This is a genomic window from Marinobacter sp. F3R08 (assembly GCF_018860425.1).
GTDB lineage: Bacteria > Pseudomonadota > Gammaproteobacteria > Pseudomonadales > Oleiphilaceae > Marinobacter.
The window spans coordinates 44,532-70,493 of the sequence record NZ_JAHKPI010000025.1 but is presented as its reverse complement, the minus strand read 5'-3'; the positions used below and the strand labels follow the sequence as shown (position 1 = coordinate 70,493).

General features: G+C 55.9%; 29 protein-coding genes. 4 read left to right on the top strand and 25 right to left on the bottom strand.

The annotated features are described in order from the left end of the window. Positions 1-67 precede the first annotated feature (67 nt). The 23 genes from flhB to KO499_RS15585 all read right to left on the bottom strand — a co-directional run bounded on the left by flhB (position 68) and on the right by KO499_RS15585 (position 21,795). On the bottom strand, positions 68-1,204 hold the full coding sequence (gene flhB / locus KO499_RS15695; RefSeq protein WP_215984710.1) for a flagellar biosynthesis protein FlhB: 1,137 nt from the start codon (positions 1,202-1,204) through the stop codon (positions 68-70). An 8-nt stretch (positions 1,205-1,212) separates the two neighbouring features. Further along, complete coding sequence (gene fliR / locus KO499_RS15690) at positions 1,213-1,995, bottom strand: flagellar biosynthetic protein FliR (protein WP_215984709.1); 783 nt, start codon at positions 1,993-1,995, stop codon at positions 1,213-1,215. 3 nt (positions 1,996-1,998) lie between these two features. Then, positions 1,999-2,268 carry a flagellar biosynthesis protein FliQ gene (gene fliQ, locus KO499_RS15685; RefSeq protein ID WP_215984708.1) on the bottom strand — a complete coding sequence of 90 codons (270 nt, stop codon included), beginning with the start codon at positions 2,266-2,268 and terminating at the stop codon, positions 1,999-2,001. Between the two features lie 8 nt (positions 2,269-2,276). Further along, positions 2,277-3,053 (bottom strand): flagellar type III secretion system pore protein FliP, encoded by a 777-nt coding sequence (gene fliP / locus KO499_RS15680; RefSeq protein WP_215984707.1) that lies wholly within the window; start codon positions 3,051-3,053, stop codon positions 2,277-2,279. A 4-nt stretch (positions 3,054-3,057) separates the two neighbouring features. Then, on the bottom strand, positions 3,058-3,507 hold the full coding sequence (fliO, locus tag KO499_RS15675) for a flagellar biosynthetic protein FliO (protein WP_215984706.1): 450 nt from the start codon (positions 3,505-3,507) through the stop codon (positions 3,058-3,060). A 1-nt stretch (position 3,508) separates the two neighbouring features. After that, positions 3,509-3,988: a flagellar motor switch protein FliN gene (fliN, locus tag KO499_RS15670; RefSeq protein WP_215984705.1), complete on the bottom strand. Its 480-nt coding sequence runs from the start codon at positions 3,986-3,988 to the stop codon at positions 3,509-3,511. Beyond that, positions 3,981-4,979, bottom strand: coding sequence for a flagellar motor switch protein FliM (gene fliM / locus KO499_RS15665; RefSeq protein ID WP_215984704.1), 999 nt, complete (start codon positions 4,977-4,979; stop codon positions 3,981-3,983). Before fliM ends, fliN begins: the two co-directional genes overlap by 8 nt. A 36-nt stretch (positions 4,980-5,015) precedes the next feature. Beyond that, positions 5,016-5,525, bottom strand: a complete 510-nt coding sequence (locus KO499_RS15660; protein WP_215984703.1) for a flagellar basal body-associated FliL family protein — start codon at positions 5,523-5,525, stop codon at positions 5,016-5,018. A gap of 165 nt (positions 5,526-5,690) precedes the next feature. Further along, positions 5,691-6,854, bottom strand: a complete 1,164-nt coding sequence (locus tag KO499_RS15655) for a flagellar hook-length control protein FliK (protein WP_215984702.1) — start codon at positions 6,852-6,854, stop codon at positions 5,691-5,693. Positions 6,855-7,008: 154 nt separating this feature from the next. Next, the gene (locus KO499_RS15650) at positions 7,009-7,353 is read right to left on the bottom strand and encodes an Hpt domain-containing protein (protein WP_215984701.1); all 345 of its coding nucleotides are present in this window, start codon (positions 7,351-7,353) and stop codon (positions 7,009-7,011) included. Beyond that, complete coding sequence (locus tag KO499_RS15645; RefSeq protein ID WP_215984700.1) at positions 7,346-9,103, bottom strand: ATP-binding SpoIIE family protein phosphatase; 1,758 nt, start codon at positions 9,101-9,103, stop codon at positions 7,346-7,348. The genes KO499_RS15650 and KO499_RS15645 overlap by 8 nt, the downstream gene beginning before the upstream one ends. Before the next feature lie 25 nt (positions 9,104-9,128). Next, positions 9,129-9,434 carry an STAS domain-containing protein gene (locus KO499_RS15640; RefSeq protein ID WP_215984699.1) on the bottom strand — a complete coding sequence of 102 codons (306 nt, stop codon included), beginning with the start codon at positions 9,432-9,434 and terminating at the stop codon, positions 9,129-9,131. A gap of 109 nt (positions 9,435-9,543) precedes the next feature. Next, positions 9,544-9,987: a flagellar export protein FliJ gene (gene fliJ / locus KO499_RS15635; RefSeq protein WP_215984698.1), complete on the bottom strand. Its 444-nt coding sequence runs from the start codon at positions 9,985-9,987 to the stop codon at positions 9,544-9,546. Next, on the bottom strand, positions 9,987-11,384 hold the full coding sequence (fliI, locus tag KO499_RS15630; RefSeq protein WP_215984697.1) for a flagellar protein export ATPase FliI: 1,398 nt from the start codon (positions 11,382-11,384) through the stop codon (positions 9,987-9,989). The genes fliJ and fliI overlap by 1 nt, the downstream gene beginning before the upstream one ends. Next, a complete protein-coding gene (locus tag KO499_RS15625; protein ID WP_215984696.1) occupies positions 11,365-12,258 on the bottom strand; it encodes a flagellar assembly protein FliH in 894 nt (297 codons plus the stop codon). The genes fliI and KO499_RS15625 overlap by 20 nt, the downstream gene beginning before the upstream one ends. After that, positions 12,258-13,301, bottom strand: coding sequence for a flagellar motor switch protein FliG (fliG, locus tag KO499_RS15620; protein ID WP_215984695.1), 1,044 nt, complete (start codon positions 13,299-13,301; stop codon positions 12,258-12,260). Before fliG ends, KO499_RS15625 begins: the two co-directional genes overlap by 1 nt. Beyond that, positions 13,294-14,997 carry a flagellar basal-body MS-ring/collar protein FliF gene (fliF, locus tag KO499_RS15615; RefSeq protein ID WP_215984694.1) on the bottom strand — a complete coding sequence of 568 codons (1,704 nt, stop codon included), beginning with the start codon at positions 14,995-14,997 and terminating at the stop codon, positions 13,294-13,296. The genes fliG and fliF overlap by 8 nt, the downstream gene beginning before the upstream one ends. A 15-nt stretch (positions 14,998-15,012) precedes the next feature. Beyond that, entirely contained in the window at positions 15,013-15,381 is a 369-nt protein-coding gene (fliE, locus tag KO499_RS15610; protein WP_215984693.1) for a flagellar hook-basal body complex protein FliE, read from the bottom strand. Between the two features lie 251 nt (positions 15,382-15,632). After that, entirely contained in the window at positions 15,633-17,096 is a 1,464-nt protein-coding gene (locus tag KO499_RS15605; protein ID WP_215984692.1) for a sigma-54-dependent transcriptional regulator, read from the bottom strand. Between the two features lie 12 nt (positions 17,097-17,108). Continuing rightward, on the bottom strand, positions 17,109-18,338 hold the full coding sequence (locus KO499_RS15600) for a sensor histidine kinase (RefSeq protein WP_215984691.1): 1,230 nt from the start codon (positions 18,336-18,338) through the stop codon (positions 17,109-17,111). 229 nt (positions 18,339-18,567) lie between these two features. After that, on the bottom strand, positions 18,568-20,019 hold the full coding sequence (locus KO499_RS15595) for a sigma-54 dependent transcriptional regulator (RefSeq protein ID WP_215984690.1): 1,452 nt from the start codon (positions 20,017-20,019) through the stop codon (positions 18,568-18,570). Positions 20,020-20,089: 70 nt separating this feature from the next. After that, positions 20,090-20,419 (bottom strand): SOS cell division inhibitor, encoded by a 330-nt coding sequence (locus KO499_RS15590; protein ID WP_215984689.1) that lies wholly within the window; start codon positions 20,417-20,419, stop codon positions 20,090-20,092. A gap of 17 nt (positions 20,420-20,436) precedes the next feature. Continuing rightward, positions 20,437-21,795, bottom strand: coding sequence for a DUF1329 domain-containing protein (locus tag KO499_RS15585; protein WP_215984688.1), 1,359 nt, complete (start codon positions 21,793-21,795; stop codon positions 20,437-20,439). Positions 21,796-22,021: 226 nt separating this feature from the next. Between KO499_RS15585 and KO499_RS15580 the strand changes: the two genes are divergently transcribed. Together KO499_RS15580 and KO499_RS15575 are read left to right on the top strand one after the other, a co-directional pair. Continuing rightward, positions 22,022-22,534, top strand: coding sequence for a DUF6586 family protein (locus KO499_RS15580; protein WP_215984687.1), 513 nt, complete (start codon positions 22,022-22,024; stop codon positions 22,532-22,534). Between the two features lie 51 nt (positions 22,535-22,585). Then, positions 22,586-22,846 carry a hypothetical protein gene (locus tag KO499_RS15575; protein ID WP_215984686.1) on the top strand — a complete coding sequence of 87 codons (261 nt, stop codon included), beginning with the start codon at positions 22,586-22,588 and terminating at the stop codon, positions 22,844-22,846. Positions 22,847-22,850: 4 nt separating this feature from the next. Here the strand turns inward: KO499_RS15575 and KO499_RS15570 are convergent, their stop codons facing one another. Beyond that, entirely contained in the window at positions 22,851-23,342 is a 492-nt protein-coding gene (locus KO499_RS15570; protein WP_215984685.1) for a cell division inhibitor SulA, read from the bottom strand. A 41-nt stretch (positions 23,343-23,383) separates the two neighbouring features. After that, positions 23,384-23,995, bottom strand: a complete 612-nt coding sequence (gene lexA, locus KO499_RS15565; RefSeq protein WP_215984684.1) for a transcriptional repressor LexA — start codon at positions 23,993-23,995, stop codon at positions 23,384-23,386. A gap of 209 nt (positions 23,996-24,204) precedes the next feature. Between lexA and KO499_RS15560 the strand changes: the two genes are divergently transcribed. Both KO499_RS15560 and KO499_RS15555 read left to right on the top strand, forming a co-directional pair. Further along, positions 24,205-25,206, top strand: coding sequence for an amidoligase family protein (locus tag KO499_RS15560; RefSeq protein ID WP_215984683.1), 1,002 nt, complete (start codon positions 24,205-24,207; stop codon positions 25,204-25,206). Beyond that, entirely contained in the window at positions 25,199-25,933 is a 735-nt protein-coding gene (locus tag KO499_RS15555) for a gamma-glutamyl-gamma-aminobutyrate hydrolase family protein (protein WP_215984682.1), read from the top strand. Before KO499_RS15560 ends, KO499_RS15555 begins: the two co-directional genes overlap by 8 nt. Positions 25,934-25,962 lie beyond the last annotated feature (29 nt).

The following is a 25,962-nucleotide window of genomic DNA, read 5'->3' as shown; positions in this document are numbered from 1 at the left end:
CGAATCCTCCAGAACCGCCCACAACCATACGCCCCCCCGAACCAGCGGGTTACGAACAGAAGCGTGCCTATACATCACGCCGCAAATCAGAGGGAATCGGAAAATCGGGCATGCCGGGCTTGGGACCACGTCCCTTACGGAACTGGCGAAGCTGGAACACATAGGCGAGCACCTGCGCAATAGCCATGTACAGGCCGTCCGGTATCTCCCCTCCTATGTCGGTGTTGTGGTAAACCGCACGGGTCAGCGGCGGGGTGCGCATGACTTCCACTTTGTTCTCCCGGGCGATTTCCATAATCTTGAAGGCAATTTCATCGGCGCCCTTGGCCACCACAATGGGGGCCGCCATGGCCTTCTGGTCGTATTTCAGGGCCACTGCGTAGTGAGTCGGGTTGGTAATCACCACGTCTGCCGAGGGCACATCCTGCATCATGCGGCGTTGAGCCATTTCACGCTGGAGCTGGCGGATCTTGCCTTTTACCTCGGGCTTGCCTTCAGTGTCCTTGTATTCGTCTTTTACTTCCTGCTTCGTCATGCGCAGTTTTTTCTGATGATCGTAGATCTGAAACGGCACGTCGATCATGGCGATGATGATGGTGGCACAGGACAACAGGAAGAAGCTCCAGGCAATGGTCCAGAGTACGTGCTCCATGGCCGGCACCACTGGCTCCTCGGCAATGGCCAGAAGATCTTCAGTCCGCAGATTGAGAATAAGGATCGCGATGGTCAGAACCAGACCGACTTTGGCAATGGCCTTGACCAGTTCGATCAGGGAGCGCATGGAGAACATCCGCCCGAGCCCCTTCATGGGATCCATACGATTGAGCTTTGGCGCAATCGCCTTGCCACTGATCATAAGGCCACCGATTCCTATTGAACCGAAGACAGCGGCGATCAATAGCAACACCAGTATTGGCGAGAGAGCCCAGGCAGCTTCCTTTGAGGATTCGATGAGCTGAACGCTCATGTGACGCATGTCAAAGATAGCCGAGCGTTCAATCACGAAGCTGTCGTACATGATGGCTTCCAGCGAGGCTCCCAGACTGGCCCCGAACATCAGCATCCCACCGGCACCGGCAAGTAATACAGCCATGGTGGCCAGCTCTTTGGAACGCGCGGTCTGACCATCCTCCCTGGCTTTTTCAAGCCTTCGGGGGGTGGCCTCTTCCGTCTTTTCCTGACTGTTATCGTTCTCTTCGGCCATAAGTCTTGCTACTGCCCCTGCAAGCCCCGCATGAAATCAAAGGTTTCTCGGGCGTACTGATCAAAGTGCGGCAGAAAATTGGCGTGCAGCACCCATATCGCAAACAATCCAAAAATCAGGCCAATCGGGAAACCGAGGGCAAAGATGTTCATCTGGGGTGCTGCACGGGTCATTACGCCGAAAGAGATGTTCACGATCAGCACGGCAGTCACCGCCGGCAACGCCAGTAGCATGGCAGACGCAAACATCCAGCTGATGCGATGAGCCAGTTCCCAGACGCCGGTTTGGCCCAGCCCCTCCAGACCAACAGGCAGAGTCCGGAAACTCTCGATAAAGACTTCAAAGGCGACCAGATGTCCATTCATGGCCAGGAACAGCAGGGTGATGGTAATGGTGTAGATCTGGGACAATACGGGCACGTTCACACCATTCGCCGGATCGACCATGGAGGCGAAACCCAGACCCATCTGCATGGCAATCATCTGGCCGGTAATGACGAACAGTTGCCAGAGCGCAGTGAGCGCAAAGCCCATGCCGACGCCGATGAGAATTTGTTGAAGGGTAATTACAACCGCATCGGCACTCAGGGCCTCCACCTGAGGTACCGGCGGGATCATGGGCGCTATGAGGATAGTCATCAACAAGGCCAGTCCAAGGCGAACCCTGGCGGGCACCAGTTGCGTGCCGAAGATGGGAATCACCATCAAAAAGCTGGCCAGACGAAACAGAGGCCAAAGGTGCTGACCAACCCATTGGCCGATGACGTCCGCGCTGATCTCCGCCGGTATCATCCGTCAGCCGATCAGGTAGGGGATGTTGCCGAACAACCGGTTAGCGTGGTCCAGCAATTGTGTCAGCATCCAGGGGCCCCAGACAATAATCACGATCAGGGTGATCAACAGTCTTGGGAGAAAGCTCAGGGTCTGCTCGTTGATCTGTGTCGCCGCCTGGAAGGTACTGACGACCAGACCAATTACAAGCCCGGGGCCAATGATCACTGAGGCCAGGAGGACAATCAGCCACAGAGCCTCACGCAGGATATCGATAACGGTTTCGGGAGTCATGATGTCTCCTATATTCCGTAGCTGGCAGCAAGGGTACCCATGATCAGCGCCCAGCCGTCTACCAACACAAACAGCATGATCTTGAACGGTAGGGAGATGATGATCGGTGACAGCATCATCATACCCATAGCCATGAGAACACTCGCCACCACCATGTCGATAATCAGAAACGGGATGAAGAGAATAAACCCGATCTGGAACGCGGTTTTCAGCTCGCTGGTCACAAACGCCGGCATAAGGATCCAGAACGATACGTCTTGCGGGGTGTCATACTGTTCATCAGCAATTCGCATAAACAGTGCAAGATCACTCTCCCGCGTCTGTTCCAGCATGAATTTCCGGAAGGGCTGACTGGCCAGTTCAACCGCCTCCAGCGAACTCACTTCCTCCTGCATGTAGGGTTGTAATGCGACCCGATTCGCCTCTTCCAGTACCGGTTTCATGATGAAGATGCTGAGAAACAGGGCCAGTCCCAAAAGAATCTGGTTCGACGGCGTGGACTGCAGACCAATCGCCTGGCGGAGAATGGCAAACACCACAATGATGCGGGTAAACGAAGTCATCATCATGAGCATGGCCGGCAGGAAAGTCAGCGCGGTCATCAGCGCCAGAACCTGCAGGGTCACCGAGTATTCCTGCGCGCCCTCGCCTTCTCCGGGTGTGACAGTAAACGCCGGTATGCCCGGGATCCCGGATGGCTCCTGCGCCAGAGCCAGAGGCGCCCAGACCAGGCTGGCCAGCACAATCAGGGATGGAAGTAGTCGCTTGAACATTGCGGCGTGCATGGGCCTAGTCGTTCCTTGTCGGAGAGGTCCAGGGTTTTCCGATCATGCCTTGTAACCGGCGGGCAAAATCACTGGAACCGACACTGCCTGCCTCGACAACCGGCTCATCAAACACATGCAGGGTACGGATCGCCGATGGCGTGATACCCAGCAGTATCTGCTGGTCACCCACCTGGATCAGGGCAATACGCTCTCGGGCTCCGATGGCCATGACCGACACCACCTTGATGGCGTTGTTGTTCATACCGGTCATGCCGTTCATCCGGCGAATGATCCAGGCGCAGCCATAGATCACGGCAACCACGGCCACAAGCCCCAGTCCGAGGCTAACAAGAGTGCCAAGGGTATCAGGAGCTCTCACCGGGGAATCCTGCGCGGCAGTCGTTGCAGTTTCCTGAGCGAAGACCGGATTAATCACAAGCAGAACTGTGGCTGCAGTCAGTCTGGACCACATGTTACTTCTGCAACCGTTTGATGCGTTCACCAGGGCTGATCACATCGGTGAGGCGAATACCGAACTTCTCATTCACCATGACCACTTCACCGTGGGCGATCAGGGTGCCGTTGACCAGCACATCCAGCGGTTCACCCGCCAATCGGTCCAGCTCAATCACCGAGCCCTGGTTAAGCTGCAGCAGGTTCCGTATGGGAATCTGGGTATTGCCCACTTCCATTGAAATAGTGACCGGTATGTCGAGGATAACGTCGATGTCCGGAGCCGGGCCATCACCCTGTGCTGCGCTTCCGGCATCAAATTCCTCCATGGGCGCAGCCTGTACATCGTCCGAAGACTCGCCCGCCTCGGCCATCGCCGCAGCCCACTCGTCCTCTTGCTCACCCTCTTCACCCGTCTCTTCCATGGCAGCTTCCCACTCGGCGGCCAGCTTTTCGTCTTCGCTGAGTTCCTTGTCGTCTTTTTTGTCGTCGTCAGCCATTGCGTCCCACCTTCAATTGTTTCTTTACTTTGGGCAGCGATGCCCGTTCATGAATTCTCATTGCCAGTTTCCCGTCGCGGGTGCCGAGCGTGGCCTTGTATATCGGAATACCGTTGGCAGTGACCGTCAGGTGCTCCGGAATCTCAACGGGAATGATGTCACCGGCCTTCAATTTGGCGATGTCCCGCAAGGAAATCCGCCTGCGACAAACCGTGGTATTGATTGGCACATTGACTTCCTTGACGTCCTCCTGAAGTGCACTCACCCAGCGCTCGTCAACATCATCGATATCACTCTGCACCCCGGCATCAAGCACATCGCGGATAGGTTCGATCATGGAATAAGGTAAGGCGAAATGCAGTTCCCCGCCGCCACCATCAAGTTCAATGTGGAAGGTACTGACCACCACAACTTCACTCGGGCTGACAATGTTGGCCATGGCCGGGTTTACTTCTGAGCTCAGATACTCAAAATCCACCTTCAATACCGAATTCCAGGCTTCCTTCATGTCGTGGAAGACCTGATCCAGAACCATCTGGACAATACGAGTCTCCGTCGGGGTGAATTCCCGGCCCTCGATCTTGGCGTGACGGCCTTCCCCTCCAAAGAAATTGTCCACCAGTTTAAAAACCAGTTTGGCATCCAGTACGAAAAGGGAGGTGCCTCTGAGCGGGCGGACTTTACAGAGATTCAGACTGGTGGGTACATACAGGGTATGGATGTACTCGCCAAACTTCATGATCTGAACGCCACCGGTGGAGACATCGGCGTTGCGGCGCATGAGATTGAACAGACTGATTCGGGTATAGCGGGCAAACCGCTCATTGATCATTTCCAGGGTCGGCATCCGACCCCGGACGATGCGGTCCTGACTGGCAAGATCGTAGGACTTTATGCCGGTATCGTCAGTCTCTTCGTAGGTATCAATGTCACCGTCGTCCACGCCATGAAGGAGCGCATCGATTTCATCCTGTGACAACAAGTCCTGCATACGTAGTCCTGCCCGTGAAGTCCTTTGGCCCGTGCGCTATTGCACGACAAAATTTCTGAATAACACCCGTTTGATGAGCGGCTCGCCTTCCTGCTCCAGCACTTGATTCACCGTAGAGAGCATCCGGATAGCGAGGTCACTCCGTCCCTCGGGCGTCTGCAATTCATTAAAATCGCTGCTACCGAGAACCGTTACCAGCTGGCTTCGAATCAGAGGCATGTGCAGCTTGGCGGAATCCAGTGCCTGCTGATCTGTCGATTCAAGTGCCAGATAAACCTGGGCATAGCGCTGACGACCATCCGCCTGGACCGTGGTCACAATTGCTTTATCAATCTGGTGGTAGCTGCTGGGAACAAAAGCTTCTTCGGTAACCTCGCCCGCTTCGCTCTCTTCGTCACCCATTCCCGGCAAGCCATCGCCGAGAAACCACAGGGTACCTGCCACAGACAGCACAATCGCCAGAATAACCACCACAACCAGCATGATGATCAATTTCAGCTTTCCCTTCTTGGCGGGAGCCGCTCCAGATTCGTTGTTTTCAGCCATAATGTTCGCTTTGCCAGAAATCCGTCACGGAGAACCGTTTTCCGTGACTTCTCAGGATTGGATGCAAAGGGCGGGCCAGAACACCCAACCTTCCCGTTCAGAACAGCAGTTTAGCGTTGCCGGGAAGGATGGGCAAAAGAGAATGGAAGAGAATATCGAATAGGATCAGGCGAAGATGTCGACTTCGCCTTTCCAGCTGAGATCAAGACTGCCAGAGCTGAGGCTTTCCTCGTCAGGATCGGCGGCAACCACAGACGCAGACTCTGCGCCGGAACCCCCATTCTCTCCGGCCCCCTGGCCGCCAGTCTGTTGCCGGGACGAATCAGAAACATCGAAACCGGCAAGGGATAACCCCTGCTCCCCTAACATGTCCCGGAGCCGATGAGAGTGCAGTTCCAGCTGATCCCGGACCACCGGGTTGGCAGAATGAACGGTAATGTTCGCCTGTTCATTCTGCACACGCACCTTGACCTCCATGGGCCCCATGTCCGGTGGTGTCAGGTGAATCTCTGCAACTGACATGTTACGGGCGGTCAGCCAACTCAGCTTGCCTACCAGTTTGTCTCCCCACTCAGCGTGCCCAACAGGCACATCGATAGAGGTTGCGTAACTTCGCAAGGATGCAGCGTTCTCGGCCGCCAGCTTGGCGGCACCATTTGCACTATTGGTTGCCTGCTGTGATACGAGATCCATGGCCGACTGGAAGCGCCCGGAGCCCGTTAGAGAACTGGCGTCCGGACTTCGACCCGTATCGGTTAATGCGGAGGCCTTCATCGCCTCGGTCAGAGTTGCATCGGCAGTGGTGCTGCCTGCGACGCCCTGAGTTGTCTGTCCGGGCGCCTGAGAGAGAACGCCATTGAACAAACCGGCAGATGCCGTCGCCTGACCAGAGCCACTGGCCAGAGAACTCGTGCCAGTGCCGGCAACTTCACCGGAACGGCCGGATTTCGGATTCAACCAGGACTGTAGCTCGGCAAAGGTGAGTGGCAACGCGGCTGGCTCTGCATTGACGTCCACACTGACACCGGCGAGTTCACCGGATTCCGGAGACTCGGCATCCTGGGTCGCTGCGTCTTTCTGGCCTGGCTTGGTGCCGGCTTCGGCCTGAGTCTCGGAAGACCCGTCCCGGGCAGCCCTGGATTCATCCGCAGACTTTGCGTCAGCGTTGTGGTCCGCTTTCTCGCGATCCAAGCGTTTCTTCTCCGCCTGGGAGACAGATTCAAAATCGTTTTTTCTTTCAGCCGGATCCTTGCTGTTTGCCGATTTGGACGGACCGGGATCTTGTTGTGTCCCGGGCGCGGGGGTTTGGGGAAGAACCATCTGGGTCATGGCAACCTCTTGCCGCTATATTCGCATTGTCGCCCTCACTTTGCCGGATCAGGCCAGTGCGGGCGGTTAATCCACTCAATACGAAAGACGAAGCAATTGTAATGCCAGAACATACAGGCTTTACGGGGCGGCGGCGCTGAACTGGCAACACGTATTACCCCGGCAATTCCTCCAGGCGTTCAATTACCTCCTGGAATTCCCGATCAATGTCATCCAGCAAGCCCGGAGCCTCTTCCAGCCGAGATCCTTTTCCCGCCATCTCGGCCTTCAGACAAAGTTCACCAAGCCTGGGAGCGCCTATATTGATGCAACTGCCCTTGAAGCTGTGCGCTGTTTTGGCAAAAGCGTCACTGTCCGAAGTCTTCAGGGCGTCCCGAAGACTTCGTATCCGGTCCCTGGAATCGGCAAGATAGGTCTGTATCAGAACGTCAAATTCGTCCTCCATGACATCTCGAAGCTCAGCCAATGCTTCCTCGTCCAAATGGGGTTTATCAGTCATCACGTTTCTCCGCTGTACGGGCGAGCTGCCATTTATAGACAATTTCAACATGATTGCCCTGCCCATGAAACCTGATTGTCTCAGCCAGCCGGCTCAAGAGTCCGAGTCCTCGCCCGGCGTATCGCCTGTTCGATGCCGCAGCACTATCGGGCGCGGTACTGAGATAGCTCTGGAAGTCAAAGCCCGGGCCACTGTCCTCGCAAACCACACAAAGCCGGCCGCCCTCTGGCTTAAGGGAATGCTGCAGTGTAAACCGAATGTAATGCCCTTCTACATCGAGCAGCCGCCGGTTGCGTTCCTGATAGTACCGGCCAAAGCCTTCCGGCGAATGCTTCCACTCCGATGGCAACGCCAGAATGCCGTGTTCCAGTGCGTTATTATACAATTCGGCCAGCAAGGTATAGATTTCACCGCTCTTGCGGCGAAGGCCCGGCACTTCCATGCAAATGTGAAGAAGCAAAGGCAGAGGACTGAACTCTCCGAGCGTCTGGCCCCGGATTTCATAGGTGCAGCGCCACTCAGCAGGGCCTGCCAGAGCAGAAGGCTCAACTCGGTCCGGCAACGTCGCCAAGCCGCCCTCCGCGGCCATTTCCAGGCAGAAGAGAGTCAGGTCGTCGCCATCTTCAGGATTGCCGGTCAGTTGATGAATGGCGGACATCATGGCATCAAACGGATGGTCATCGGCACCCAGCTGGTCGAGCGTTTCCATCACACCCTTTTCGCCAAAGACACGTCCATCACGGTCGGCCGATTCCAGAAAACCATCGGTCATCATAAGCACCCGGTCACCCGGACCGGCAACAACCCTCTCCAGCTCCGCGTTGAACTGATCAGGCGAGAGAATACCGAGCGGCAAGTGCCGTGACGGCAACGCCAGATGCGCCCCCGACGGCCGTATCAGCCAGCCATCGGGCAGTCCCCCGTTCCATATCTGTATCTGATTAAGCTTGAAATCCGCCTCGATCATGGCGCCGCAACAGAACATACCTGTGGGAAGAATCCGCTTGAGTTTCTGGTTGATCTCCCGCAACACGTCCTGGCCATTAAAGCCCTTGTTGACCATGCCGTAGAAGATCTCCGCAATCGGCATGGCTCCAATGGCGGCCGGCAGACCGTGACCGGTGAAATCCCCCACAAAGACGAGCATTCCGCCTGCTGGCCGCGGAGAGGCAAATAACACATCACCATTGAAGATGGATTGGGGCGAGGCGTGATAACGGATGTTGCTGGCATCGAGGCAGCCGGAGTGAGCCACGTTATCGAATACCCGTTTGGCGATCTCCTGCTCTTCAGTCAGCTGCCGATTCCGCTCACGAATCAGATCCCGTTGATCCGAGAGCGCCTGATGCATCAATCGCATCCGGTTAAACGCCTTGATCTTCGCTTCGATGATGATCCGGTTATAGGGCTTGCCCAGAAAGTCATCACCGCCAGCGTCCAGGCAATGAGCCAGAGCCCCGGCTTCAGACAGAGATGTCAGGAAAATCAGAGGAACCAGTCGCTCGCCAGCCAGAAGTCTGATCTGCCGCGCGGCCTCCATGCCATCCATTATCGGCATGAGGGCATCCAACAGCACGAGATCCGGCGCCTCGCGCTGGAATGTCGAGACCGCATCCAGTCCGTTGGCTACATCAAGGACCTCATGTCCCAGACGCGTCAGGAGTGTTTTAAGAATCAGGCGATCGCTGTCCGAGTCGTCAGCAATGAGTATTCTGAGGGGGCCGTTGTAGCTTGCTGTGGAATCATCCATGAGAACTCCGGTCATCCACCAGGCATCAGCGGATGTTGAAGAGTTGCTCGAAATTAGAGATGGAAAGAATACGCCGGACATCATTATTGCAGTTTTCAATCACAATACGAGCGCTGTCCCCACCGGCGTAATCCCTCAGCAACAACAACATGCCCAGAGCTGAGCTGTCGAGATAGGTTGTGTCGGACAGATCTACAGTGTAGTTGCGTATGTCGGGATCATTGTGCTCATAGGCGTCCCGAAACGCCTGGTGAGTACTGAAATCGAAACGCCCCTCGATCCTGATCACCAGGGTCTGGCCGTCATCATCGCAGCGAGTCTGGATCGGCATCCGGAAACCTCCCAAGGTATCAATAGCAGTATTCAACCAGTTCCTGTTCGGGTAAGAATAGCCGAATGGCCTGATTTTGCACTGGTATTCGGTTGATACGTGACAAGTTTCAGCGCCGACGACGACCGAAGGAGCGCCCGGCTGCTTCGTCCGAAAGCTTTTGTTCCCGAAGATCCTGCTCTTTTCGCTCCTGTTGCCGGCAGGTTTCTATGTACTTCTCCATGCCTCGCCGTCGTTCCCAGGCCCGTTGCCATTCCTGCTTGCGAGCCTCAAAGACCTCTTCAGCCTTCTGCAACTGGTTCTGCTGTTGCCGGATGACCTGATCCAGTTGACTGATAAAGGCCTGCCATGCCTGGAGACGAGACACCTGTACCACGCCTTGCTGGCTGTTGCGGATCTGGTCCCGATACTCCTGCTGATAGCGACTCAGGTTCTGCACTTGCTCGCGTTGCTGTTCGGCCAGCTTTCGTGCCTCTCCCATTCGCTCCAGGGCTTCCTGCTCCTTACGCTCCTCAAGAGAGAGTACCGTTTCCAGACGGCGGGATCGCAACATCACCCGTTACTCCCTCCTGCGCCAGCAGCCGGATTGGGCACTGCGGATTTACGCCTCTCAGGTGACCGGCGCTCCGGCACAATGCTGAGAAGTTGTTCGATGCACTCGTTCAGCGGTGCACTCTCGTTGAGACCCTGTTGCAGGAATTGACGCATATTCCCGATGTGAGCGATGGCAAAGTCGGTTTCGGGATCGGAACCCTTGACGTAGGCGCCCACGGAAATCAGGTCCCGGGCCTGCTGATAGCGGGAATACACCTGCTTGAATCGCTGGGCCCTGGAGAAATGTTCGGTTTCGGTAACCTGCGGCATCACCCGGCTGATGGAGGCCTCCACATCGATGGCAGGATAATGCCCCTCTTCGGCCAGGCGACGTGATAAAACGATATGGCCGTCCAGAATCGCGCGGGCGGCATCGGCAATCGGATCCTGCTGGTCGTCACCTTCTGTGAGCACGGTGTAGAATGCGGTGATCGAACCACCTCCGGGCCGACCGTTGCCGGTTCGCTCCACCAACTGGGGCAGCTTGGCAAAGACAGATGGCGGATAGCCTTTGGTGGCCGGTGGTTCTCCGACCGCCAGAGCGATTTCCCGCTGGGCCTGAGCATAACGGGTCAGGGAATCCATCAACAGAAGCACACGCTTGCCCTGATCCCGATAATACTCGGCAATACGGGTGGTCAGCATGGCCGCGCGCAACCGCATCAGTGGCGAATCATCGGCAGGCGCTGCAACCACCACTGAGCGGGAAAGACCTTCCTCACCCAGAATATCTTCAATGAATTCTTTGACCTCGCGCCCTCGTTCGCCAATCAGACCTACAACGGTGATATCGGCATCGGTAAAGCGGGTCATCATGCCCAACAACATACTCTTACCCACGCCGCTGCCGGCAAACAACCCGAGACGCTGGCCCTGACCCACGGTCAACAGAGAGTTGATCGCCCGAATGCCAACGTCCATGGACTGGCGCACGGGCGCACGATTCAACGGGTTGATGATATCCCCGGTGAGAGAAACCCGGGCTTCAGCCTGCAGAGGGCCTTTTCCATCCAGCGGCTCACCGCTGCCATCCACCACCCGCCCAAGCAACTGGGAACCCACCGGAACACGGCTGGCCGCAGACAGGGGAACGACCCTGGCCCCGGGCTTGAGGCCTTCTATCGCCGTCAGGGGCATCAGGTAAACCCTGTCGTCCTCAAAACCCACCACTTCCGCTTCAACGTTGCCGGTGTTCTGGCCAAAAATGACGCAGCGGTCGCCAACGACCATAGGGCAGCCAACACATTCCAGGGTCAGGCCCACCATGCGGGTCAGTCGCCCGGAAAGCTCAGGTTCAAGTTCGTTTTCCGAAAATTTCTGAAATCGATTGAGGCGATCAGCGAGGCGTGAGGTCATCGCCATCACCCTCGTTTTGAGCCGGCGTCTGATCGCCGGCGTCGTCTTCAGTGTCCTGCGAATCCAGTACATCACGATGGAAGCCGGTCAGGTCATCCATCATGGAGTCCAGTTCCTCGCTTTCGCCACCCTGACTGTCATTCATCTGCTGGTCCAGCATGCTCTGGACCGCTCTCTGGAAGCGTTTCTCGACGGTAAAATCAACCAGGCTGTGACGCGTTTCCACCGTGCACCCACCGGGTAAAATACCGGCATCCTCAATCACGGAGGCAGATACTTCCAGACGAGCGGCAACCTCTCGGACCATCTCGCAATCCTCCGGATGAATGTGAATCCGGACATTCTCGGCAGTGGACGGCAGAGCCTCTATAGCTCGGCGAACCACATCGCGTATCTGTGAAGAGTCGATGGTCAGTTCCCGGTAAACGACCGCCCGTGCAAGTACCGTTGTCAGGTTGACCAACGAGGTTTCAAGTTCGTCCTCATGGCTCCGGATAGGCAGTAACAGTTCGCCCAACAGGTGTTCGAGACGGTCGAGTTTGGTGTCAATTTCCTTGCGGGTGTCGTCGTAGCCCTGATTTTTTCCCTCTTCCCTGCCCTCGGCCAGACCTTTTTCCAAGCCTTCCCGATGCCCTTCTTCTTTGCCAAGTTTCAGGCCGTCCTCGTAACCCTGATCACGCCCCTCTTTCAAACCGTCTTCTCGGGCAGCCTGGCGAATCTCGTCAATGTCGGCAGCGGTCAGAGGCCGGACCTCCCGCTCTTCCTCCCGGGCGACTTCGTTGCCACGAGCGTCCAGCAACGGGAGCTCCCAGCGCTCGTAGGCGGTCAGCTGCTCCTTGGGTATGCGGTTGACCTCTCGGGTGGAATCTTTCATCACATCATTTCTTCGCCGGCGCCGCCAAGGGAGATTTCACCGGCCTCGGCCATACGGCGTGCGATGGTAATAATGTCTTTCTGGGCAGATTCCACTTCACTGACCTTGACCGGCCCCTTGGCCTCAAGGTCATCCTGCAGCAGTTCCGCAGCACGCTTGGACATGTTCTTGAAGATCTTTTCCTTAACTTCGTCATCCGAGCCTTTGAGAGCAACCACAAGAACTTCGGAGGAGACTTCCCGTAACAAAGCCTGGATACCCCGATCGTCGACCTCCTTGAGATTGTCGAATACGAACATGAGGTCCTCGATGGTACTTGCCAGATCCGGATCCATATCCTTGATGGAGTCCATCAGATTGCCTTCCACGCTGCGGTCCATGAAGTTCATGATATCCGCTGCACGCTTGACGCCGCCGATCCGGCTGGTCTGCGAAGCAGCGCCACCGGAGAATTGTTTTTCCAGAATATCGTTCAGCTCCTGCAACGCCTGGGGCTGAATACTCTCCAGCGATGCCACCCGCATCATCACATCAAGGCGGACCTTCTCATCAAGGGTGGCAAGAATTTCTGCGGCCTGATCCGGATCCAGATAGGAAATAACGATGGCCTGGATCTGCGGGTGCTCGTAGCGAATGATGTCGCCCACGGCCCTGGGCTCCATCCATTTGAGCGTATCCAGACCTGTGGTATTGCCACCAATCAGGATTCGGTCGATCAGGCTGGACGCCTTGTCATCCCCGAGAGCCTGGGTCAGCATCGTCCGGATGTATTCATCGTTGCCCACACCCAGACCAGTCTGGCCGCCAACGGCATCGACAAACTGATTCATCACATACGTCACTTCGTCCTTACTGACATCCTTCATCTGGGCCATGGCCATGCCTACACGCTGAACCTCCTTGGGGCCCATGTGTTTAAGGATTTCAGCGGCATCAGCCTCACCCAGCGACATCAGCAGAATCGCAGCCTGTTCCACGCGCGGGATTTTCCGCTGTGGTTTCGCCGGCTCGCTGCCACGCTGTTGATTGCCTTGCTCAATCATCGACATTCACCCACTGGCGCATTACCTGTGAGACCCGCGCCGGGTCTTCGGCAATCAGCCCTTTCAATGCATTCAGCTGCCTATCATAACCGTCCGTAGCACCCGGCAAAAGCAGATCGTCCTGGGTGGACATGGCCTTGCGCAATTCATCGCCACCCTCAATGCCGTCCAGGTCGCCGTATCCGCCGCCACTGGCGGAATCCAGATCGCGTTCACGCTGCCCCCCGCCAGACAGGCTCTTCAGTGTCGGGCGCAGCAGACCGAGCACCAGTACAAGAATAACCAGGCCTGCCAGTACTTGTTTCATCAGGTCCCAGAACCAGGGTTGTTCCCAGAAAGCCGGGGCCTCAAATTCAACGGTTTCTTCCGGCGCAAAGGCTGTATTCATTACCGTAACACTGTCACCCCGGACGGCAGAATAGCCCACTGCGTCTCGCACCAGCATGCTCAGACGTTGCAACTCCTGTTCCGGCCATGGCTCATAGCTGACTTCGCCGGTCTGGGGATCCACCACTTTCATATCATCTACCGCCAGGGCGACAGTCACCCGCTTGACCCGACCCAACTCCTGACGTCGGTAACTGACCGTGCGATCCATCTCATAGTTTCGCGTGGATTCACGACGTACATTGACCGGCGCCGGAGCGGCCTCCTCACCGTCGGTACCAGCCGCCTGCTCAGGCACCGTTGCATTGGCCGGAGGCTGATTCGCAAGCGCTCCAGGAATACCCCCCAATGCACCTGCAGCACGCTGTTCGGTAAGTTCGCGCTCACTGCGCACCGCCTGTTGTTCTGGGTTGAACAGTTCCTCCGCCTGCTCCACCGATGAGAAATCGAGATCCGCCGACACCTCTGCCCGATACCGGCCATCCCCGACGATCGGCCCGATCAGGGAAGCTACCCGGCGGGTCAGACGCTCCTCGACTTTGTCGGTATATTCATACTGATCCGCCATCTGATCAGCGTTGCTCTGGCTCTCCTTGCCGGTCAGAAGATTGCCGTTCTGATCAACAACCGTCACGTGTTCTTTGCTCATCATGGGAACACTGCCGGCCACGAGATTAACAATGGCATTGATCTGTTCCTGTTCCGGCCGGCGGCCAGCAAAGACTTCGAGAAAAACCGAAGCCGACGGATCGCGCGCATCGCGCACGAACACGGAACGCTCGGGAATCGCCAGATGCACCCTGGCGTTCCGGACACCGCGCATACTGGCAACAGTGCGCGCCAACTCGCCCTCCAGCCCACGACGGTATGAGACGGTTTCCATGAACTGCGACGTACCGAGACCACGCTCCTGATCCAGCAACTCGTAACCCATTGTTTTCTGGTCCGTAACACCTTCAGCTGCCAGTTTCAGGCGTGCGTTGTAAACCTGATCAGAGGGAACGAGAAGCGCACCGGTGCGCGGATCCATCTTGTAGTCGATGCCGTTGCTATCGAGAATGCTGGTAACGTCCTGCGGGTTGTAGGAGGACAGATCGCCAACAACCGGTTGGTAGTTCGGTTCCTGGGCCCAGAGCACAACCGCCAGCCCCAACGCCACGCTGGCGGCAAGCCCCACCATCAAGCCTATCTGGCGCAACAGGTTCAACCGGTTGAATCCCAGGAACAGGTCGCTGCGACTTTCTGACGCGTCTCCCTCCCGGGACACCGGCATATTTGAGGCGTTGGTTTCTGCAGGTACGCTGGCCATGACTCTGCTCCGTTATCAGATCGGCATGTTCATAATGTCTTCGTAGGCCCGAACCACCCGGTTACGTACCTGGGTCAGTGCTTCGAAGGAGACAGAGGATTTCTGGGCGGCAATCATGACGCGAGTGATATCCACGTTGGGATCGCCCATATCGTATGCTGTTCGCATTTCCCCCGCGGTTTTCTGGAGGTCATTTACGTTGTTCACAGCCTTGCCCAGCATATCACTGAAGCTGGGCGTCTCCTGGGTTTCCTGAACCTGGCGAGGGCCGTCTATGCGACCACGAACCGATTGATCCTGTTCGATCTGCTGGTTCTGCATCATCTGGGAACGCAGGGACCGGATATCGGACAAAACGCTGTTAATGTCGGCACGTTGAACCATAACTCTCTCCTGGCTCCGTCCTCCCGGGGACGGAATATCTCGTGAGGTGCTGTTAAATTTTATTAAGCAATTGGCAGGCCAAGGAGATATTTAAACTATATATCAATAGGTTAGATATTCCAGAACTGAGCGAAAAGAAGGTGATGACGGACTTTTGACGTCGGGTGGAAAGCCTGTTCAGACATCAGAAATAACGGATAAAAAAAAGGCACCCCGAGAGGTGCCATTGAAGGAGTTCGCAGTGCGGAGAGTCAAACCAAAGCCATTTCAGCGTCCAGATCGATACCGGCGTCACGCATCTGGGCCAATTTGTACCTGAGCGTCCTGGGACTGATTCCCAGTTGCTCTGCGGCCCGATTGCGACGCCCACGCTCCTTACGCAGGGTCTGGATAATGATACGGAATTCCTGCTGCCTCAGATCATCTCCCAGTGAAACCGCACTGTCCGGGTCGTCGGTCTGCGCCAGAGGCGGCTGATCAAGCCCGGAAACAGCATGATCTGTCATTCCCGTTTCGACCGCCCGGTTGGCAACAGATTGCGCTTGTGATGCGGGCTCCACGCAGTGAAGATCCGTTCGGCCGGTGATACCCAGCTCCAGACACAAATCGCCGGAGTGAATGACATTGCCTTGATGCAGTACCAGCGCTCGCTGAATGGCATTGTCCAGTTCCCTGACATTCCCCGGCCATTGATGGTTCACCAATGCGCTTTTCGCATCCTGGGCAAAGGTGATCCCGGTCAGCTTCATTTTTCGGCAATGTTTCTTGAGCAGCGAAACAGCCAGCGGCATGATATCCAGAGGACGCTCGCGAAGTGGTTGCCAGCGCATCGGAAACACAGTAAGACGATAATAAAGATCCTCCCGGAACTTGCCTTCGCGCACGTAGTCCGCAAGATCCCGGTTCGTGGTCGCCACAACCCGCACATCCAGGTTGATGGTCTTGCGACCGCCAACCCGTTCCACTTCCCGCTCCTGCAGCACCCGCAGCAGCTTGGACTGCAATCCCAGATCCATCTCTGAGATCTCATCCAGAAGAATGGTTCCACCATTGGCCTGCTCGAACTTGCCTGGCGAAGAGGCTACAGCCCCGGTAAAGGCGCCTTTCTCATGACCAAACAGGATCGCTTCCAGCATATTTTCGGGAATCGCCGCACAGTTGATCGCAACGAAAGGCTGATCGGCCCGCGGAGATTGCTGGTGAATATACCGGGCAAGAACTTCCTTGCCGGTTCCGCTTTCCCCGGAGATCATCACGGTGGAGTCGCTGCCAGCCACCTTGGCCGCCAACTGGAACATGCGTTTACTGATCGGATCCTCTGCCACTGGCTCATCGCTAGACTTCTCACGCCCGCCGCCAACAATCTTGCTGACCGCATCTACCAGAAACCGTGGTTCGAAGGGCTTCACAAGGTAATCGGTGGCGCCCGCCTGCATGGCTGACACCGCATCGCTGATCTGACCGTAGGCCGTTATCAGCATCATGGGCAGCCCTGGATACAGACGCTGAACCTCAGACAACAACTCGTGCCCTGACAGACCTGGCATGTTGACATCGCTGACCACCATATCCACGGGAGACTCCGCGAGACGCTCGAGGGCTTCGCTGGCATTTGATGCCTCCCGCACCCGGAATTTCGCCAGTTCAAGCGTGGTTACCAGCGCTTCCCGCAGGTCATGATCATCCTCAACAATCAGAATCTGGGCCTTGGCCATGGTTGCCTCCGATCAGTGTCTGTTACGTAATTGCGGCAATCGCAAGGTGGCAACAACACCACCCTGCTCCGCAGATTCAATGAAAAACTGCCCCTGGTGCGCCTTGATGACGGCTTGCACCACCGCCAGTCCCAGCCCTGTGCCATGGGACTTGGTCGTATAAAAGGCCTCGGTCAGACGTTCGGCGTTCGAAGCATCAAACCCCGGCCCGTTGTCCACAACCCGAATAACCAGCTCGCCGCTTTCCTCTGATACCTGAACGTCAACACTGGTCGCACCCGCCTCAAGGCTGTTGTTAACGAGATTGGTACAGGCGCCCACGAGAGCGTCACGGTTACACATTAGACGGCAGTCGCTGGAAACGTCGTTCTGAAGGCCGACCTGTGCCCCCGGAGCGGTTTTGAGGCCTTCAATTGCCGAAGCCAGGGCAGAAACCAGTTTGCTCGCCGACAACTCTTCTGCCAGACGGGTTTCGCCCCGGGCAAAGATCAGCATATCCCGCACCTGCTGCTCCAGATGAGTGAGGCGTGACATAAGACGGGAAGCACAGCGCTGACGCATTTCCTCATCGAGGTCTTCCTGACTCAAGTGGCCGCCATAGAGAATGGCCGCAGAAAGAGGCGTACGAATCTGATGAGCAAGTGATGCCACCATCTTGCCCATGGCAGACAAACGCTGGGCATGCGACAACTGTGCCTGGAGGTGTCGGGTTTCTGTGAGATCAGTCAGCAGTATCAGTTGGCCGGGCTGATTTTCCATGGTCCGGATCTCGATGCTGACCCTGCGACCATCTTTCAGAGACACTTCGTGACCATCATCCCGTCGGGGGGCAAAACAACGATGAATGACATCAACCCAACGGGCACCGTCCAAGGGCTCTCCCAGCAGCGCAATGGCTGCGGGATTGGTTTGCGTAACCACACCCTGGCTGTCCAGAACCACAACCCCGGCAGGCAACGCATTCAGCAAAGTAGATAACCGATCCGCCAGCTGTTCCTTTTCTTCAAGTTCCTGCTGGCGCTGAAGCGATTCCTGGTTCAGCTCGCCGGAGAGCTGATTGACCCGTGACTCAAGGGTTCGGTATGAATCGGTAATCTGTTGCGACATCCGGTTGAACAGTTCAAGGGCAGAATCCACCGCCTCATCATCCTGTTCCGGAAACAGAGCTGTAACCTTGTCGTTTACATCCGCCGCTGCGTTAGCTCTTGTGCCGGACTGAAGAACAAACTGTGCCTGACTCATAACCTGACTCCCCGATTGGCCCGTCGGTTCGGACCCTATAGTTCGGATACTTCGTTTGCAGGTTATTAAGCCAGCACCGTGCCAACTTGGATTTTTGCTTATATTTCAGAGGGAAGGCTAATCAGACAGGAAGGAGATGACAATTTTACGTCGCTCCAGAATCGGAGCGGCGTCTCAGGTTACGAACCTTTGACGCCCCTTAAAAGCTCGGGAAATCGTCGTATCCGGCTCAGGATTCCTCAGAGTCCTCTTCCCGCAACCCATACTTTCGAACCTTTTCCACAAGCGTTGTTCGGCGGATCCGGAGCTTTTCAGCAGCCCTGGCCACCACGCCACCTGCCTCATCAAGCGCCTGCTGAATCAGTTGTTTTTCGAGATTGGAGAGGTAGTCCTTCAGGTCGATGCCGTTCACCGGCAGCAAGGCCGGGGCGTCCAGCCCTACCAACCCCGGAATACCGGACGGCATCCCGGTATCCTCAACCGGGCGATTTTCATCATAGTCGTCCACGTAACGGAACTTCTTGGGTAACTCCTGTACACCAATCACCCCATAGGGATGCATGATCGACAGACGCTCAACCAGATTGGCCAGCTCACGCACGTTTCCCGGCCAATCATGTCGGCAAAGACTCATGATTGCCGCCGAATTCATCCGCAACGAACCCCGCTTCTCTTTTTCCATGCGAGAAATGAGTTCATTGATCAGCAGGGGAATGTCTTCCACCCGATCACGCAACGAAGGCATCTCAATGGGGAACACATTCAGACGGTAGTAGAGATCTTCCCGAAATTCCCCGGACTCGATCATGTCTTCCAGATGTTTATGAGTGGCAGCGATTACCCGGACATCCGCCGACTGGGTGCGATTGCTACCCACACGCTCGAAGGTACGCTCCTGCAAAACCCGAAGAATCTTTACCTGCATATTCAGCGGCATATCGCCGATTTCATCGAGAAACAGGGTACCGCCTTCTGCCAGCTCGAAGCGCCCTACCCGGGCCGTAATTGCACCGGTAAAGGCTCCTTTTTCATGACCAAACAGCTCGCTCTCCAGCAATTCTGCCGGAATAGCACCACAGTTTACGGGCACGAACGGTTTGTCACGACGGGAAGAATGGTAATGCAGGTTGCGGGCAACGACCTCCTTGCCAGTACCAGATTCGCCGGTAATCAATACACTGACGTCCTTGTCAGCCACCTGTTCCATTAACTGACGTACTTGCTGGACTTTCCGACTGGTACCCACAAGGCTTCGAAAAAGCTGAAGCCCGCGCTGTTGGCCACGTTCCCGTGAACGACTAAACTGATCCCTGTAGATCTGGGCCCGGTAAAGAGAATCAACGAACTTGGTATAGTTCAGCGGCCATTCCATCCGGGCGATAATGCGGGCTCCGGCATCATCGGACAGCCCTTTGAGCTCCGGTTGCCCAACCAGCAGCAACGGGACTCCCTGAACCGCGTTACACACGGCTTCAATGGTTTCTGCAATGCCGGCGTCCTCGCCGTTAACCACTGCGACCCCTATCTCTGAAAGGCTTGCCTCGTCGCCACAATTCAAAAGCACTCTGGCCTCATCGCCGGCAAGGACCTGTTCCTCGCCAATGAATTCAAGAATCGCGACCATATCGCGCAATCTCGAATCATCCTCACTCAGCACCAGCACTTTGTTCGTTTTAGACATTCAACCGAATCTCTTAAGGGATTTGTGCGGTATTTAAGACTGTAAGGACGACGTAGTCAATTTTATGACGCTATTTAGATCGATTCACAGAAACGTTCTGATAGGCCTTTACCGCACTCCGATTCCGGTTTATCCCTTTGAGGGCGTCTTGCGCTTCCTTGCGAGCATCACGGGCGGATTCATCCGCAGTGTCAATAAACTGCTGCAGCGCTTGCAAGCGGCGTCTCACCGGCTCCGCATCCACCTCTCCGGCTTCCAAAGCAATCATCAGGGGCTCAACCGCCGGTTTGACCTGTGCATTCAGACCCGCCAACGCTTCCCAGTCCTTGTCGGCCAGGGCATGCCCAAGATCAGCCATGAGCTGATCAAGGTTATCCAGGTGAGCTTGCGGGTCTGCCATGTTATTCTCCTTGAAAATCAGCGGCGAGCAGCACGGCGGGCCGCGGAGGCAGTAAACTCACTGCCGCGGAACCCGGGATCGAAATCATACGCCGGGAAGCCATCATCCAACCCGTCAATGTAGTAACGCTCTGCCTTCAGGTCGTAGGTCATCTCCATAGTAGTCCAGAACACAGGCTCACTGTAATAGCTGATGCTATGCGCCTCTGAAACACGCCACAAATTACCGTCTGCATCGTATTCCTCTGAGGCCAGGATCTGCCAGCTGTCCTCGTCGACATAGAATACGCGGCGGTCGTAAATGTGGCTGATACCGGTCCGGCGCTTTGCCTCCACAACCCAAACCCGGTGAAGCTCATATCGGGCCAGCTTTTGATTAATATGCCCCGGACGAATGACGTCATCAGCCTCTACCTCCGGCCCGTGAAGCTTGTAGGCATTGTAGGGCACAAAAAGCTCCCGTTTACCCTTCAGCTCCCAGTCGTACTGGTTAGGGGCACCGTTGTACATGTCCTTCTGGTCTACGGATCGCAATGACGAAGAGTTCGGCAAGTCGGTCTCGTAAGCGAGATTCGGTGACCTGCGAAGTCTCCGGGACCCAGAATCATACCGCCAGGCCAGCCTCGGCGATCGAACCTGGTCGAGTGTTTCGTGTACCAGGGTTATCGTGCCGGCCAGAGAAGACGGCGAAACCGTGTCCGTTTTCAGGTAGAAAATCTTGTTATCGATTTCCGTCAATTCCGCATCTTCCTGACTGTAAGCGAAAAAATAGTAGTAATCGTTAACGACAGGATTGTACGAACCGTCTTTCTGAGGGGTTGCGGACGCATTTCGCAGGGCGATTTGCTCACCCCGATACCGCAGAATATGATTCCAGATCACCTCCAGGCCATTGCTCGGAATCGGGAACGGACTGGTCATGATGGTGTCCCGGACGCCGTTACCATTATCCAGCAGCTCTGCCGTCAGCGCATTGTCACGAAACTTCTCGTAAACGTGCTCCGGAAACGCAGCCGTTCGGCGAGTCTGGTAAACCGGCATAAAATAATCAGAGCCATACTTTTCCAGCATGGCAATATGACCATCAGAAAGCTTGTCCCGATAAACCTCAAGATTGTCCGAGGTTATAACAAAGAGGGGCTTATCCTGAGGGAAAGGATTAATTTCGACCTGACCCTTTTGCCAGCCCTTGGGCGGGTTAACCAGACCTCCGGTCCACTCGGGAATGCTGCCTGAACGGTTACCGGCCTTCTCACCGCCGACCGGCGTGAGGTCCTCCCCCAACCGCTGCGCTTCAGACGCGGTAACTTTGGACAGGGCCTGCCCTGAAAAACCGAGAAAAACCAGGGCGATACCCGCAACAATGTGGCTTCGCATCCCTTACACCTCCTGACATTCATGCTATTGAGTAGCGGCAATGATCAGAACTTGCACAGCCGCGCGTCTTTTTCCCAAATTCAAACACTCGTTTCAAGTGAATGTTTGTGTTTTATTGTGAAATCTGCATGCGGAAACAGCCGGAAGAAATGTGTTTGCGGAAATGATATAATGTCCGATTACATTTTCAGGGTCCTACCCACGCTGGGGAGATTGAGGGTATTCCATGGCCTCGCAATGGCATTCGTTGGCTTCACAGAAACTCTTCCTCGCCCGCACTCTGCTTGGGCAACTCGATCAATCGACATCCGAGAGAGAAGGACAGCCTGCCGACCAGGCGCAACAAGCCGTGCGCCGTGAGGCCACAATTCAGGGAGCAATAGAGTTGCTCCTGAGGTCCAGGCAACTGTTACTGGTCATGGTTGCCCGGCTGTATCAAAAACAGTCAGAGGAGCCTGCGACCCTGAATGAACTGGCCGCTTTGATCGGGCCGGAACTCAATGAGACAGGCCGGCTCAGAGAACTGGAACAACGTGCGGGAAGCTGGTGGAACCATCTGGATCAATTGGAACGCTCGCAGAGCCAACCCCCAGCAACCAGAAAAACCGTCAGCGCGGAGAATATTATTGCGATCTCCGTCGACACCGGTCCGGATCGAACGGCGACCGCACTGTTGAAGACACTTGATGCCATCAAACAATTTATCGACGATCTGGAAGAGCAACACAGCGAGTGGTGAGCCGCTCAGACTGCCAGCTTTTCGGATCTGATTAACGTAAAGGTTTACTGAATGTCACCATCGTTTTTTGAAATCGTGCAACTCTCTAACGGCGACTATGCGTTACGCCGAATTGATGACGAGAGTGCGCCACTGGTCAAAATCTCTTTCTCAGAGGAAGCCCGGGAAATGATGGAGGACCGGGATATGTCGGTTGCCAAGGCGATGATTGCTGCCGGCATTGAAGCCGTCGGGAATGTTGCCCACGATATCGATTGGGAAGATGACGAACTGGACGACACCGACGCCCAGCCCTCCTACACGCTTCACTGAGTCACTACCGCTGCCTGAGAACCACCCCGTGGCTGCTGCCTTCTGCAGAGGCTCTTTGCAGGGACTCGAGGGCAGCACGTCCCAACTTGCGGGTCCACATCACCACTGCATGGCAGGTTCCGGCACTGAGAGCCCTTTCGGCCAGTTCCTGTGCGGGATAATCTGGCGTTGATCGAAGCACCAGCAATTCGCCGGCAACGATCCCGTGCATTTTCTGCCACTTACTCACCAGCGCCTGTGGCGGATCAATCCAGGCAAGCCAGCGCTTCTCCTGGTTCAACTGAGTCAGCATCGGAAGCAGCAACTGAAAGTTCTCTACCTGACCTTGCGGCAATATTATCTCCGTTACGTTCCCCGAGACCTGATCTTCGGCCAGTTCCGGAGAACGTCGGGCGCGAATGACGGAACGTCGCTCGCGGGCGGCAGTTGCCGGCACTGAACAGGACAGAGCATTGGGATTGTAGGCCAGATTTTGATTAAAGCTCATTTGTTCCATAATTCACCCGTTTTCAAGCTGTCTGAGACTATCCGGACCGATCAGTGCAAATCGGAGCGACGGATAACGCCGACTCCCAGTCCCTCGATGAACAAATCCTGTTCGGTCAGGTCCACCTCGATCGGAGCGAACTCTTCGTTCTCGGCAATCAGATAGACCTTCGAGCCATCTTTGCGAAAACGCTTTACCGTCACTTCATCGCCAACCCGGGCGACAACCACCTGACCATTGTGAACATCCTGGGTACTGTGCACCGCAAGCAAATCGCCATCGAGAATGCCGATATCCTTCATGCTCATGCCCCGAACCCGAAGCAGATAGTCTGCCGAGGGCGAAAAGAATTCAGGGCGCAGCGTGCAATGATCTTCTATATGCTCTTGGGCAAGTATCGGGCTACCGGCCGCAACCTGCCCAATCACCGGTAACCCCAGATCTTCTTCTGCTTCTGGCAAACGGATACCCCGACTGGCCCCCGGCACCATTTCAATGGCACCTTTGCGCGCCAATGCCCGGAGGTGTTCTTCCGCAGCGTTGGCCGAACGAAAGCCCAATTCGGCCGCGATCTCAGCTCGAGTTGGCGGATATCCGGTCTCATCGACGTAACGGCGTATGATATCCAGTACCTGTGACTGCCTTGCTGTCAGCTTCATCAAGCTACTCCGCTCTATCGGGGCCAGGCCAGCGCTTCGCTCTTGGAAGCAGCTCTTCGAGCACCCTGTTTTTTTATACAGTAAACTGACTATATACAGTGTTTTATCCAGTGTAAAGTCAGACCCGTTAATTTGTTGCAGGCGCTTAACAATGATGATGAACATCGGTGTGATATGGTTAGAACATGGTTCATCAAACATCAGGAAGTAACATGCCCCACGCCAGTGCCTGCAGGATGCCTGACGTCCTGAAGACAAGCGAAGGTAAAGAGCGCCGCGTTGGCGTCGAGATCGAATTGTCGGGACTGGCCTATGATGAGCTGGTCAGCCTGGTGGCCAGGCTTCTGGAGGGCACGCCGGCACTCCAGTCACGCTACGTCACAACGCTCCAGACCGAACTGGGCGAGTTCACCGTAGAACTTGACTCTGACCCCATCAAGGATCTTGACCTGGCAGATGAACGGCTCCCGGAATCGATCCGTGAACTGGGTGGCCAGGCGATGGGTGTCATTGATGCCGCAGCCGAGCGTGTGGTGCCACTGGAGATCATCAGTCCGCCCCTGGCCTTTTCCAACCTGGAGGTAATAGAAACCCTTGGAAACAAGCTTAGGCAAGCCGGCGCGCTGGGAAGCCGGGATGCCATTTATTTCGCATTTGGCCTGCAGCTGAACCCGGAGCTGCCCGATCTTGAACCGGATACACTTGTTCGTTACTTCCAGGCATTTGCAGTGCTTTACGACTGGCTCAAGCACAGGCATCAACTGGATATCAGCCGCAAATTTACCACCTACATTGAACCCTGGCACAGTCGTTACACCGAACTGCTGATGGAGGATGATTATCACCCTGACATCGGCAAGCTGATGGACGATTATCTGGAGCTCAATCCGACGCGCAACCGGGCACTTGACCTGCTACCACTGTTTGCACATCTGGACAAGGAACGGCTGGAGCGTCATGTTCGGGACCCAAGAATCAAGAGCCGGCCAACCCTGCACTACCGTTTGCCGGATTGCGACATCGATAACCCGGAGTGGCGGTTTTCAACAGTATGGAACGATTGGGTCGTTCTGGAGCAACTGGCCAACAACCCGGAAGATCTGGCCGACATACGCCGGTTGTTCCGGGAACGACGCAAATTCAACCTGCACAATCTGACCCATAGCTGGCAGGAAACCACTGACGACTGGTTAGTCGAAAACAGGTATGTCTGAACAGTATTCCGAACAGGAACGAGAGGTTCCCGGTCTGACCATAGGCATCAGTGGTCCCGCACGCAAAAGCCTGGCCCATCGCCTGATCAGCTTTGGGCTGCGCCTTCAAGGTGCCAGAACCCACTACATCCGGCCAGGTTCCCGGGTTGCAGTCCCGCTGCTTGATGGACTGGTTCTGTCTGGAGGTACTCACGTTCATCCCGAGCGTTACAATCAGCAGCCACAGGTGACCGCGAGCTATGACCGCAAGCGGGATGCAACCGATCAAGCGCTGCTCGAACAGGCGGAGGCTATTGGTATCCCCGTGCTCGGTATATGTCGCGGTGCGCAGTTCATCAATGTCTTTCATGGCGGATCCTTGTGCCAGAACGTCACTCCGCTCAGGGAAAATACCCGGCATCGGCCTCTGCTACTGCCACTGCAAACCGTTAAACTGGTTAATGGCAGCCGGCTTCAGCAGGCAATGCGTTCGCCGGTCATTGGCGCCAACCGTATCCACAGCCAGGCGATCAAACGCCTTGGCCGCAACCTGCGCGTGACCGCTCTGGACAATGATCTGTTCGTACAGGCCATCGAAAGCACCCGGGGCCAATGGCTAACGGGTATTCAGTGGCACCCCGAATATCTTCTCTATCATGGCGGGCACCGACGCATCTTTGGCCAATTCGTAGATGCCGCCCGCCGATTCAAACTGGCCCGCCTGGATCCAGACGCCGGCGCTGCCTGACATCTCGAATGTACCCAAAGGAGGAAAAC